Source organism: Acinetobacter qingfengensis (assembly GCF_008693185.1).
Lineage (GTDB): Bacteria > Pseudomonadota > Gammaproteobacteria > Pseudomonadales > Moraxellaceae > Acinetobacter > Acinetobacter qingfengensis.
The window spans coordinates 64,080-77,056 of sequence record NZ_VXKN01000002.1 but is presented as its reverse complement, the minus strand read 5'-3'; the positions used below and the strand labels follow the sequence as shown (position 1 = coordinate 77,056).

Genomic DNA, 12,977 nt, shown 5'->3' with positions numbered 1-12,977 from the left:
AGGTTGCCCAACCAGTTATATACCTGATCGGCAACCCCGGTCAGGTTTTTTTATTTATGGAGTATGAAAATGTATCAATCTTATTTTTATCTGGCTCGATTTTATCAATTTTGGCAGCAGATCCGATTATCAAAACATTTAACACCATTGATTGAGAGAAATTTATCATGTCACAAATTAAATCAACAGTAACAAATACTTCTGTTACACAGCATTTATTGGTCAGTCCTGCACAATTAAAACAGATTTTACCATTAGGACGGATTCAACAACAACAGATTGCAAAACATCGTCAAGACATAAAAAATATTCTCAATGGGTCTGATCATAGATTTTTGGTGATAGTTGGGCCTTGTTCTATTCATGATCCAATTGCAGTTTTGGAATATGCACAAAAATTACAGCAATTTGCTTTAGCACATAAAGATACCTTAAAAATAGTTATGCGGGCATATCTGGAAAAACCTCGTAGTACAGTGGGGTGGAAAGGATTTGTTTATGATCCCTTATTAGAACAACAACCAGAAATTTCTGATCAAAATTTAATGGCACAGGGGTTATTGCAAAGTCGAGAACTTTTATTGCAGCTGAGCGAATTAAATCTTGCTTTAGCAACAGAAGTTTTAAATCCAATGTTAAGTCATTATTTTTCAGATATCTATAGTTGGGGGGCGATTGGAGCAAGAACCAGTGAATCACAAATTCACCGTGAAATCTCCAGTGCTTTGCCATATTCAATAGGATTTAAGAATGGCACTGATGGTAATGTGAATATTGCATTAGATGCAATTGCATCAGCGAGTCAGCCACATCAATTTTTAGGTTTAAGTGATCAGGGTATGCCTGCAATGTTACATAGTTCAGGTAACGATAGTCTGCAAATTATCTTGCGTGGAAGCCAGACAACAACAAATTATGATGCCAAGTCTGTAGCAGCCGTAAAACAGTCTTGTCAGAAAAAAGCCATGAATCCAGCCATTATTGTTGATTGTAGTCATGGTAATAGCCATAAAAATCCTGATTTACAACCGCAAGTTTTGGCAACAATTGCTGATGAGCTTGAACACACTCAAGTTAAAGGTGTAATGTTGGAAAGTCATTTAGTACATGGTAAGCAGTCTATTTCACAGCGACCCTTGGCTTATGGTTGCTCAATTACCGATGGCTGTTTAGGATGGGAGAAAACACAAGTTGTCTTGCAGCAATTATCACAAAAAATTGCTCAGACACAGCAGCAAAAAAAATTGGCGGAAATTGCCTAAGCTGTAATAAAAATCAAGTCATGGTTTTTGATCAAGTAACTTTTCAAAAACCATTCATTGATAAAAACTTTTACTTATTATTTTATTTTTGCAACGATACGTTGGGAAAATCAAGCTTTTATTATATAAATCATCATCTCATAATCTCCTTAAGTCATTGGAGATAAATAATGCAAAATTTAAATACATTAAAAGATCTATCAGGTTGGTCAAAGCATTTGCCAGATAGTGTAGTGATGCCTGTAATTTTTGCTGGACATGGTTCTCCTATGAATGCAATTGAAGATACATCTTTTGCTAAAACATGGCGCAAAATGGGACAAAACTTACAACCACAGCCTGCAGCTATTCTTTGTATTTCAGCACATTGGTTAACACAGGGTAGTACTGCTATTACAGCTATGCCTGAGCCAGCAACAATTCACGATTTTGGTGGGTTTCCACAATCCTTATTTAATGTGCAATATCCGGCAATGGGTAATCGGGATCTAATATCAAACACGATTGCTGCAATTCATTCACGAAAAATACAACCAGACTTAAGCTGGGGGCTGGATCATGGAACATGGAGCATATTGGTCAATATGTTCCCTGAAGCAAATATTCCTGTCGTACAACTCAGTATAGATTATGATTTATCAGCACAACAGCATTATGACCTAGCAAAAGAACTAACAATTTTACGTCGTAAAGGCGTTTTGATTATTGCCAGTGGTAATACCGTTCATAATTTGCGTATGCTGGCACGGCATCATCCTCATGCAGAAAACTTTGGATATGATTGGGCAATTGAAACAGACAGCAGAATAAAAAACTATTGGTTAAATCATGATCATGAGGCATTGATTAATTGGGAAAAGCAAGGGCAGGCCTTTAGACTAGCCATTCCTACGCCCGACCATTATTATCCAATGCTTTATAGTCTGGCGTTACAAGAAGATCAGGATGAAATGCTGTTGTTTAATGAAGGAACCACAATGGGCTCATTAAATATGACTTCGTTCATTTTACAACAAGCATTTTAAAGAACAAAAAATGCCTATGAATAAATAGGCATTTTGTATATGTAAAAAATTTAGGCTTCAACAGCCAAAATCGCAATTTTCTTTTCAGGTGCAACTTTACGGCGTACGCCCGGAACAGGCTCACCATGATATTGACGATCTGCAAAATAACTTGACCGTACCATTGGAGCAGACCAGATATTTCTAAAACCTAAATGACGACCGTGTTCAGCATAGCGTTCAAATTCCTCTGGCGTCACAAAGCGATCAATTGGTGCATGCTGTTTTGATGGCTGTAGATATTGTCCAATAGTGACATAATCCACATCATGAGCTTTTAAGTCGTTAAGTAAAGAAATCACTTCTTCTTCAGTTTCACCGATTCCGACCATCAAACCACATTTGGTTGGCACATCAGGACAATATTCTTTAAACATTTTTAGCAAATTTAAAGAATGCTGGTAATCAGAGCCCGGGCGCATTGCTTTATATAAACGTGGAACAGTTTCAATATTATGATTAAAAACATCAGGTGGACATTCAGTCATGATTCGCAGGGCAATGTCCATACGACCACGAAAATCAGGAACTAGAATTTCCAGCAGGGTATTGGGGCTTAAATCACGCGCTTCTTTAATACAATCTACAAAATGTTGTGCACCACCATCCTTTAGATCGTCACGATCAACTGAGGTGATCACTGCATATTTTAATCCCAAGTTGGCAATAGTTTCGGCCATGTGTTTGGGTTCTTCAAGGTCAAGTGCATTTGGACGACCATGTGCGACATCACAAAATGGGCAACGGCGTGTACAAATGTCACCCATAATCATAAACGTTGCAGTGCCTCCGCCAAAACATTCAGGCAGATTTGGGCAAGCAGCTTCTTCACATACTGTATGTAATTTTTGCGCACGAAGTGTGGTTTTAATTCTTTGGACTTCATCAGGCGCTGTCATTTTGACTCGAATCCAGTCGGGCTTTCGAGGGACTTCAACCGTAGGAATCACTTTTACAGGAATTCTGGCAACTTTTTCTGCGCCACGAAGTTTGACACCCTGTTCAGGTTTACGGTTTATTGACATATTCATCCTATCCTGAGTCGTTAAACAATTTAAATGAAGCTGCATTATAATAGATTTTGTAGCGGATTACTGTAATCTTATTATTCATTTAAGAAATGTTGATATCACAAAAACAATAAAGCTTTTTGGCAGCGATTGTAACAATTTTCAGGCATAATAGGTGGCTCAACGAGATTAAAGATCATGATGAAAAGAGTGAGAAAGGAGCGTCGAATGCCAGCAGCACGTAAACGAGAATTGACCTCGACTAATTTTGCTAAATATGATGCAGTGGTTTTGGGGTCCGGTCCTGCGGGTGAAGGCGCAGCGATGAAGCTGGCGAAATCGGGGAAAAAAGTTGCAATTGTTGAGTTGCGTGAACAGTTAGGTGGTAACAGTGCACACGTGGGTACGATTCCAAGTAAAGCATTGCGTCAGACTGTATCAAGTATGATTCGTTATCAACGTGATCCATTATTCCAAAAATTGGGAGAGTGGAAGCAATTTACGTTGAAAGAAGCTTTGCGTAATGCACATAAAGTGATTCAGCAACAGGTCGAAACCCACAGTCGTTTTTATGATCGCAATAGAGTACATGTATACCATGGGCGTGCTTATATTCAGGATAAAAATACAATTTATGTATTTAGTCAGGAAGGTATTAAGGAAACTCTGATTTGTGACCAGATTGTTATTGCAACAGGTAGCCGTCCATATCGTCCGGCAGGATTAGATTTTAAACATCCTCGTGTATTTGATTCAGATAAAATTCTGGATCTGGATTTTTCCATTCAGAAAATTATTATTTATGGTGCAGGCGTTATCGGTTGTGAATATGCTTCTATTTTTACAGGGGTAGGCCATAAAGTCGATTTAATTAATACGCAGGCAAAATTATTAAGTTATCTAGATGATGAAATTGCGGATGCTTTATCTTATTACCTGCGTGAATTGGGTGTATTAATTCGCCATAACGAACAAATTGATCATTTGGAAACTTTTGATGATCATGTAGTATTGCATTTACAAAGTGGTAAAAAAATCAAAGCGGATGCAATTCTTTGGTGTAATGGACGCTCAGGTAATACCGATGGTTTAGGACTGGAAAATGTTGGTTTGAAACCCAACAGTCGCGGACAATTGGCAGTGAATGATAAATATCAAACTGAAATTGATAATATTTACGCTGCTGGTGACGTTATTGGTTGGCCGGCTCTGGCTTCTGCTGCGTATGACCAAGGACGTTGTGCCGGAGCCAATATGGTCGGTGAGCAAAATGTTAAACCGGTTACTGATATTCCTACCGGGATTTATACTATTCCAGAGATTTCATCAATTGGTAAAACTGAGCAGCAATTGACGGAAGAAAAAATTCCTTATGAAGTGGGACAATCATTTTTCCGTCATTTGGCACGTGCGCAAATTACCGGTGATACGGTTGGAATGCTAAAAATTCTTTTTCATCGTGAAACGTTGGAAATATTAGGAATTCATTGTTTTGGTAATAACGCATCAGAAATTATTCACATTGGCCAAGCTGTAATGCAAAGCCCGAATAATTCAATCAAATATTTTGCCGAAACCACATTTAACTATCCAACGATGGCAGAAGCGTATCGTGTTGCAGCGTTGAATGGTATGAATCGATTATTTTAAATAAATAGTGGATGATCTGCCCCAAATCAAATGAAACTTTGTTTTGTATTGATTTGGGGCATTTTTTTACCTTTGCTTAAAGCATTGGTTTATTTCTGCACAAAATTTGAGAGTCTAGATTATCTGATACAAGATTTTAACCAAGAGCCTTGTTATACTGTTTGCAAAATTGGTGAGGCAAATCAATATGCAACAGCAGGACAAAGATATAACTTTGGATTTAGAAAAAATTCGTCAGGATATTGATACCGTTGATGAACAAATTCAGAATTTATTAAATCGTAGAGCAAAACTGGCAGAAGCTGTTGCAAAAACCAAGTTTGCTCAGGAAGAAAATCCAGTTTTTTATCGTCCTGAACGTGAGGCACAGGTTTTACGTAAAGTAATGGAGCGTAATCAAGGACCATTATCTGACCAAACCATTGCCCGTTTATTTCGTGAAATTATGTCGGCATGTCTGGCACTTGAAGCACCACAATCCATTGCTTTTTTAGGTCCACAAGGTACGTTTACCCAAGCGGCAGTGATCAAACATTTTGGTCAGGATGCCGTGATGCGACCTATTACTACAATTGATGAAGTTTTTCGTGAAGTAGAATCCGGATCTGCGCATTATGGTGTGGTTCCTGTTGAAAATTCATCCGAAGGCGTAGTTAACCATACTTTAGATTGCTTCAGAGCATCGCATTTGCATGTCATTGGCGAAGTTGAACTACCTATTCATCACCAGTTTTTGATTTCTGCGAACACCCGAAAAGACAGCATTAAACAGATTTATGCACATCAACAGGCTTTGGCACAATGTCGCCAATGGCTAGATGCACATTATCCCGGTGTAGAGCGTGTTCCATTAAGCTCGAATGCAGAAGCTGCACGACGGATTCGTAACGAATGGCATTCTGCGGCCATTGCAGGTGATGTGGCTGCACAATTTTATGATCTGGAAATTTTGCATGCCAATATTGAAGATAATCCGGCAAATACCACACGTTTTTTGGTCATTGGTCGGGAAAAATCTTCTCGTAGTGGACATGATAAAACCTCTTTATTGATTTCTGCGCATGATCGGGCAGGTGCTTTGATGGAAATTTTGGCACCATTTGCGAAACATCAGATTACATTGACCAGTATCGAAACACGCCCTGCATTGCCTGAAAAATGGGCTTATGTCTTTTTTATTGATCTAAAAGGTCATGTGGATGATGAAAATGTGGCAAATGCCTTAAATGAAATCCGGCCACATGTAAAAGAATTGCGTGTATTAGGTTCTTATCCAATTGCTGTATTGTGATTAATCGCCATATTAAACATTTATTAGCGGATATATTTTTACATGTCAGATTCATCAACAGTTATGTTTGAGAAAGTTGCATTTATTGGTTTGGGTTTAATTGGCTCTAGTCTTGCTCGTGTTATTCGAGAAAAGAATTTGGCAAAACAAATTGTTGCGTCAACACGTTCGGTGCAGACGCTACTTGATGCTAAACAGTTAGGTTTGATTGATGTAGGCTATAGTAATGCCGCTGAAGCAGTACAGGATGCGGATCTTATTGTCTTGGCGTTACCAGTACAGGCAACACAGACAGTGCTTAAAACCATAAAATCTGTATTACGTGCAGACGTCATAATTACTGATGTGGGCAGTACCAAAGCCAATGTTGTTGATGCTGCACATGCTGTATTTGGACAAAATATTCCCACAGGATTTATTCCCGGGCATCCAATTGCAGGCAGTGAGCATAGTGGCATTCATGCGGGAAAAGTTGATTTATTTGCACATCATAAAGTGATTCTGACTCCTCTTGCCAATAGTGATCAGGATGCTTTAAATAAATTAATTACACTCTGGCAAGCTGCCGATGCAGAAGTAATTTGTATGGATGTACAGCAACATGACGAAGTTCTGGCGCATACCAGTCATTTACCGCATTTAATGGCATTTAATCTGGTCGAACAGTTGGCAAATCGTAAGGATAATCTGGATATCTTCCGTTATGCTGCGGGAGGCTTTCGAGATTTTTCCAGAATTGCTGCCAGTGATCCACAGATGTGGCATGATATCTTTTTTGCCAATAAACGTGCGATTCTAGAAGCTGTTACAGGATTTGAACAACAGCTAAAACAATTTAAGGACGTGATTGAAAGACAAGATTCACAAAAACTGATGGGCATGCTTGGGCATGCAAGAGCAGCCCGCCAACATTTTAATCATATGCTCGCCAATAACCCTTTAATGGAGAAACAAACAGTGACACAACAATTCAGAATTCTGCCGGGTACTCAAAAATTTGTGGGAAAATTTACAGTTCCGGGTGACAAATCTGTGTCACATCGTTCTATTATGTTTGGTGCCATTGCCGAAGGTACAACACATGTGACAGGATTTCTGGAAGGTGAAGATGCATTGGCAACATTACAGGCTTTTCGGGATATGGGCGTATCAATTGAGGGGCCTAAAAATGGTGAAGTCACGGTTCATGGCGTTGGCATGCATGGTTTAAAGGCACCAGTCAGTGCATTATATATGGGAAATTCTGGAACAAGCATGCGCTTATTGTCTGGAATATTGTCTGCACAGGACTTTGATACCGTAATGACTGGTGATCCATCCCTGTCTAAACGCCCAATGGAGCGTATTGCCAAACCATTACGATTAATGGGCGCCCAAATCCAGACTACAGGTGAGAAAGGTACGCCACCTGTGAGTATTCGTGGAAAACAAATTTTACAAGGAATGCATTACGATTTACCTATGGCTTCTGCACAGGTAAAATCAGGTATTTTATTGGCTGGTTTATGGGCACAGGGAGAAACATCTGTTACTGAACCAGAACCAACCCGCGATCATACAGAACGTATGTTGCGTGCTTTTGGCTATGAAGTTAAAACTGAAGGAAATAAAATTTCTTTAACAGGTGGTGGAAAGCTTACTGGAACTAGAATTCAGGTACCTTCAGATATTTCCAGTGCGGCATTCTTTATGGTAGGTGCTGCAATTACGCAAGACGCAGATATTACATTGGAAGCTGTTGGCATTAATCCGACACGTACAGGTGTGATCGAAATTTTAAAACAAATGGGTGCTGATTTAAGCGTTGAAAATCAGCGTATCGCTGGTGGAGAACCAATTGCTGATATACGCATTCGAGGTACGCAAACCCTAAAAGGTATTCATATCCCTGAAGATCAGGTGCCATTAGCAATTGATGAGTTTCCTGCTTTATTTATTGCTGCGGCATGTGCAGAAGGACAAACCATTTTAACTGGTGCAGCAGAACTGCGAGTCAAAGAATCTGATCGTATTCAGGTAATGGCGGATGGGTTAAAGACATTGGGTATTGATTGTACACCTACAGCAGACGGTATTGTAATTAACGGTAAGGGTAAAATAGGTGAGTGGTCAACAATCTTTACGGGTGGTGAGATTGAATCCCATCATGATCATCGTATTGCAATGAGTTTTAGTATGGCTGGTTTACGTTGCGCAGCGCCTATTACTATTTATGGCACTGAAACTGTTGCAACCAGTTTCCCAACGTTTACGCAATTAGCACAACAAGCCGGATTAAATTTAGAAGCGTCCTGATCATCTACTCATAAGCAGAAATCTACTTTTTCATCTATATTGATGAAAAAGTAGAAACGTTATGATAATTGATAAAATAACTATTAAAGAAATTTAATTAATTGATTTATTGAGGCTTTTTAAATTTATAGAAAGAAGTTGTATTTGATAAAATATGCTTTAAAAATTATAAATAAATTAAATATTTTGAATAAAAAAATTTTTTTGCTAATAATTCATATAAAATTATAGCATTGTTTGGATTTTTCCATGAAAAATTGGCATAACTTAATATGCATGATTAAGAATAAATAATTAATAAATATCAATCACTTTCCTAATTTTTTAAAATTATTTCTTTTATTGCTAGTTATTGATAATGAATATCAATAAAATTTAAAGCTAATTCTATCTTTGTTGCTAATGATGATACAGATTTCAAAATTAATTTTTTGGCTAAATATTGATGAGAGGCATTAAATGCAAAATTATTTATATCTTAAAATATTGGTACGCATGAAAAATCAATGGAAATCATAAATGAGACAACCTAATGTTTTTATAAAATTTTTTCACTTAAAAATAATGAGTTGATTGATGAAAATACTTTTAGGGTTAGCATCAATATCTTGAAGTTACAAATTTTCTATGAAAATCAGGATCTAAGATTTAAAAAATTTAGTGCGGAATTTAGTTATGATAGAAAATAAAAAACCATGGATATTGTTAGTTAGTATTTACACTACTCAATATATGGGTGCTGCATTTATTACTGCTGCATCTATTGCAATTATGCGTCAAAGTGGTATGCCCTTGAATAAGTTGGCTTTATTAAACTTAATTGCAATACCGATTGCATTTAAAATTCTGTATGCACCATTTGTTGATCATTATCGCTTATTCTTTCATGGACAATATCGTAGTTGGTTAATCCTTGCACAAAGCTTAATGACAATCATGCTATTCATTATTGGCATGATAGACATCCAGCACTATTTTTCATTGATTATTATTTTATTCCTAATCTATAGTTTTGCGGCTAGTGTACAGGATGTTGCGATTGATGGATTATCTTGTAAGTTGTTTGACCAATCTCAACGTCAGTTAGCGAATGGTGTGCAATACTCTAGTAATTTACTTGGTAACATTATTGGGGGAGGTGTATTACTTATGCTTTATCCTTGGTTACAATGGCAATTATCCTTATGGGTTTTGGCTGCTTTTGCATTGTTAACCTGTATTCAACTATTACCATTTAAAGAACCAATACAAGAAGAAAATAATATTAAAAACATATCAATATTAAATTATTTGAGTCAATTATTTCATCAAATAAAAATTTTTTTAAAAAAATATAAATCGTGGTTTTTAATTTTATTTATTTATCCAATTGGGTTTACAGCAGTATTTGCAAATTTGAATCCAATGTTAGTAGATGCTGGTTGGTTACTTACAGATATTGGTTTTGTAACCAAGATTTTTGGTTCAATTATTGGTATTTTTTCTGCAGTATTGGCAATAATTTTAATGAGTAAATTAAATAGAAAAAAAGCATTGCTTTTATTAACTGTCGCACAAGCTTTTGGATTGTTATTTTTTATTCCAATTTCAATTGGATACGATAATAAAATCTGGGTTTACTTTGCTGTATTTGGATATTTTATTATTAATCCAGGATTAATGGCAACTTTATCAACTATTATTATGGATAAGGCTGCAACAATGCAGGCTAAAGCAACTTTCTTTACTTTGCAATTAAGTTTAATTGTTTTTATGGGCTTTGTTTATGCTGCTGGAGGTATGGTTTTGGCACAGCATATAGGCTATTTATGGGTCATCATAATTAGTTTTATTTTTGCATTATTTGTTGCATTATTAGGTTGGAAAATCATACCTACAAAATCTTATACACTATTTTAACTTATAATTTGAGGAAATATTATGATTAAACGTACAGAAATTATTGATTTAGATAAAAAACAAGATATTATTGACCACATTAATCAGGATCATACTGAAGAATTATTAATTATTGCTCAAGATTATGAAATGAAATTAATAATTAAAAATGCATTAATTGAGGATATTTTTCAAGAAGGAGTTTTATTGGCATTGTTTGATAAAGAAAATAAAAAATTAAAGAACTTATTTGTTGAGTTTCAGCTACGAGGCGATTTGGAAGAGCAAATTTTATACTTAGCCTATCAAGCTTTTATAAAAAATAATAGAGATTTAAGTGGAAATAAAACTGTTTACTTTGATGTTGTAAATGTTCAAAAAATTACACAAAATTTTATAAGAATAAAATTAAAAATTCTAAATCAAGCACCAAACTACTATGCAGCATATGCTTATGGATTTCAGCTAAAAATACTAAACAAAAAACCTAAAAATATAAAAGTATTAAATAAAAAAAGTAAAATAAAAAATTTAATGGACCGGATGTTGTTGTGGTTAATAAAAATACTATCTAGTAAAAGTAGACAACGGTTAATTGAAAATATTAATAAAGGAATACGTATTTATACTTTAAGAAAATTATTTGAAGGTAATTATGCATATATTGATATTTATACTCATGATAATAGTGCTGGAAGTCAATGGGTAAAATTATTAAAGCAAGGTGATGTAATATTAAGTAAAACTGAAGTTGCAGACAAACATACACACTTAAATAAAGGGCAGGTAGTTTTTATTGCAGATGAAACTGCTTATCCTGCTGTAGCAGGGATTTTAGATTTTTGGAAAAACCCTATTCCACCTTTGATTATTTTACTTGCTTCAGATGTTCGTGATTATACTTATTTTGATGATTTTAATTTTCCATTACAAAGTGAAGTTCATAGAGTAAATTGTCAACCTGGACAGCAGGCTGAAAAAGTTATCAATATTCTTGAGCAAAAAATATTAATTGAAAATGTTTGGGGTGCATTAGAAAATGATGCTGCTAAAAAAATTCGCCATTATTTACGTAATCAGCGAGATTTAAATGGTAAAAATAATCATATGAAAGGATATTGGCGCTTAAATAAACTGTAAATATGATTAATTTTTTAGGATTAAATTCTATGAATATATTTAAGAAAATATTTATACCTGTTCTAAGTTTGGCTTTTCCATTAATTTTAATTCAATTATGTCAAGCTTCTCTTGGACTAATTGATACTATAGTTGCTGGACGCTATAATTATCAAGATTTAGCTGGTGTTGGACTTGGGACAAATATATGGTCACCAGTATTTATTTTATTTACTGGTATTTTATATGTTATAGTGCCAAAGTTCTCAGAACTTCAGCATTCTGAGAATATTAAAGAAAAAATAATTTTACTTCAGCAAGGTAAAAATATAGCTTTTATTTTGGCAATAATAGGGTTTTTAATTATTCAATTTTTGGCATTTATTAGCCCATTTTTTATTAAAGATGCTTTTGTAGCCAATATTACAAAAAATTATTTGCACTTAGTTGCTTTCGCTATTCCTGGTTTAATATATATGGTTCTTTATAGGTTTGTTAGTGAAGGACATAGCCAACTTAAACCAGTTATCATTACGGTAATTGTTTTATTATTTACAAATACAATTTTATGTTTTTACTTTGTTAATGGTTATGGATTTTTTCCAGAAATGGGAGGAGCCGGTACAGGATTAGCAACAGCAATCAGTGCTTATGTTGCATTTTTTATCATGCGTTATTTGGTGGAAAATTCTTTAACTGATTTTAAAAATAAAAAATATCCCAAAGTTTCAATCAAAGAAAGTATGGTTTTATTAAAACAAGGATTACCAATAGGAGTCGCTTTTATTTTACAAATTTTAGCATTGGCAATATTAGCTTTTTTTGCAGCAAACCTTGGAACAAAAATTATTGCTGCTCATCAAATTGTTATTAATATAGCAATGATGATTATCATGATTCCAATTGCAATAAGTAGTGCTACCACAATACGAATTTCTTATTTTTCAGCATTGATAAACCATCAAAGAGAAGAAATTTTAACAAGTATTAGCGCTATTTTTTTTACATTTATATATAGTTTAATTACAGCAATATTACTTTTAATTTTTGCATCAGAAATTATAGAAATTTTTAGTCGAGATAAAGTAATCGTAAATGTAGCATCAGGATTAATAATATATGTGGCTATTTTTCAAGTGTTTGATGCTTTGCAAATGGTTGCAGCTGGTATACTTAGAGGTTTTCAAAAATTTATACCACCGTTATTAGCTATTTTGATTTGTTATTGGTTTATTATTCTTCCATTAAGTTATTTTATGGGGGTAAGAGGGTGGTTGCAGCCATTTCCAAATATAAATATAATTTGGATTGTGTTAAGTGCTGGTATGATTATAGCTGCTATTTTTCTTGTTTTTGAAAGTTATCGAGTTTTATCTTTAAGGAGAAATAAATAGTAATTTTTAATGGT

The 12,977-nt window shown here is 35.0% G+C and carries 9 protein-coding genes; 8 read left to right on the top strand and 1 reads right to left on the bottom strand.

Annotation, left to right across the window (positions count from 1 at the left end; all coding sequences use genetic code 11):
- The first annotated feature begins 167 nt into the window (after positions 1–167).
- Both F4V57_RS02905 and ygiD read left to right on the top strand, forming a co-directional pair.
- Positions 168–1,262, top strand: a complete 1,095-nt coding sequence (locus F4V57_RS02905) for a 3-deoxy-7-phosphoheptulonate synthase (RefSeq protein ID WP_070068854.1) — start codon at positions 168–170, stop codon at positions 1,260–1,262.
- Between the two features lie 170 nt (positions 1,263–1,432).
- Entirely contained in the window at positions 1,433–2,287 is an 855-nt protein-coding gene (gene ygiD / locus F4V57_RS02900; RefSeq protein WP_070068853.1) for a 4,5-DOPA-extradiol-dioxygenase, read from the top strand.
- Positions 2,288–2,337: 50 nt separating this feature from the next.
- Here the strand turns inward: ygiD and lipA are convergent, their stop codons facing one another.
- On the bottom strand, positions 2,338–3,351 hold the full coding sequence (lipA, locus tag F4V57_RS02895; protein ID WP_070068852.1) for a lipoyl synthase: 1,014 nt from the start codon (positions 3,349–3,351) through the stop codon (positions 2,338–2,340).
- Between the two features lie 213 nt (positions 3,352–3,564).
- Here lipA and sthA point away from each other — a divergent pair, with 213 nt between their 5' ends.
- The 6 genes from sthA to F4V57_RS02865 all read left to right on the top strand — a co-directional run bounded on the left by sthA (position 3,565) and on the right by F4V57_RS02865 (position 12,963).
- Complete coding sequence (gene sthA / locus F4V57_RS02890; RefSeq protein WP_070068851.1) at positions 3,565–4,986, top strand: Si-specific NAD(P)(+) transhydrogenase; 1,422 nt, start codon at positions 3,565–3,567, stop codon at positions 4,984–4,986.
- A gap of 187 nt (positions 4,987–5,173) precedes the next feature.
- Positions 5,174–6,277 (top strand): prephenate dehydratase, encoded by a 1,104-nt coding sequence (gene pheA / locus F4V57_RS02885; RefSeq protein ID WP_070068850.1) that lies wholly within the window; start codon positions 5,174–5,176, stop codon positions 6,275–6,277.
- 42 nt (positions 6,278–6,319) lie between these two features.
- On the top strand, positions 6,320–8,572 hold the full coding sequence (locus F4V57_RS02880) for a bifunctional prephenate dehydrogenase/3-phosphoshikimate 1-carboxyvinyltransferase (RefSeq protein ID WP_070068849.1): 2,253 nt from the start codon (positions 6,320–6,322) through the stop codon (positions 8,570–8,572).
- A 675-nt stretch (positions 8,573–9,247) separates the two neighbouring features.
- Positions 9,248–10,471, top strand: coding sequence for an MFS transporter (locus F4V57_RS02875; protein WP_070070920.1), 1,224 nt, complete (start codon positions 9,248–9,250; stop codon positions 10,469–10,471).
- Positions 10,472–10,492: 21 nt separating this feature from the next.
- A complete protein-coding gene (locus tag F4V57_RS02870; protein ID WP_150330538.1) occupies positions 10,493–11,590 on the top strand; it encodes a siderophore-interacting protein in 1,098 nt (365 codons plus the stop codon).
- Between the two features lie 29 nt (positions 11,591–11,619).
- Positions 11,620–12,963 carry an MATE family efflux transporter gene (locus F4V57_RS02865; protein WP_070070918.1) on the top strand — a complete coding sequence of 448 codons (1,344 nt, stop codon included), beginning with the start codon at positions 11,620–11,622 and terminating at the stop codon, positions 12,961–12,963.
- The last annotated feature ends 14 nt before the right edge of the window (positions 12,964–12,977 follow it).

Excerpts from the sequence above, each read along its gene's own strand:
- F4V57_RS02905 (WP_070068854.1), top strand. The coding sequence starts at position 168 with ATGTCACAAATTAAATCAACAGTAACAAATACTTCTGTTACACAGCAT.
- ygiD (WP_070068853.1), top strand. The coding sequence starts at position 1,433 with ATGCAAAATTTAAATACATTAAAAGATCTATCAGGTTGGTCAAAGCAT.
- lipA (WP_070068852.1), bottom strand. The coding sequence starts at position 3,351 with ATGTCAATAAACCGTAAACCTGAACAGGGTGTCAAACTTCGTGGCGCA.
- sthA (WP_070068851.1), top strand. The coding sequence starts at position 3,565 with ATGCCAGCAGCACGTAAACGAGAATTGACCTCGACTAATTTTGCTAAA.
- pheA (WP_070068850.1), top strand. The coding sequence starts at position 5,174 with ATGCAACAGCAGGACAAAGATATAACTTTGGATTTAGAAAAAATTCGT.
- F4V57_RS02880 (WP_070068849.1), top strand. The coding sequence starts at position 6,320 with ATGTCAGATTCATCAACAGTTATGTTTGAGAAAGTTGCATTTATTGGT.
- F4V57_RS02875 (WP_070070920.1), top strand. The coding sequence starts at position 9,248 with ATGATAGAAAATAAAAAACCATGGATATTGTTAGTTAGTATTTACACT.
- F4V57_RS02870 (WP_150330538.1), top strand. The coding sequence starts at position 10,493 with ATGATTAAACGTACAGAAATTATTGATTTAGATAAAAAACAAGATATT.
- F4V57_RS02865 (WP_070070918.1), top strand. The coding sequence starts at position 11,620 with ATGAATATATTTAAGAAAATATTTATACCTGTTCTAAGTTTGGCTTTT.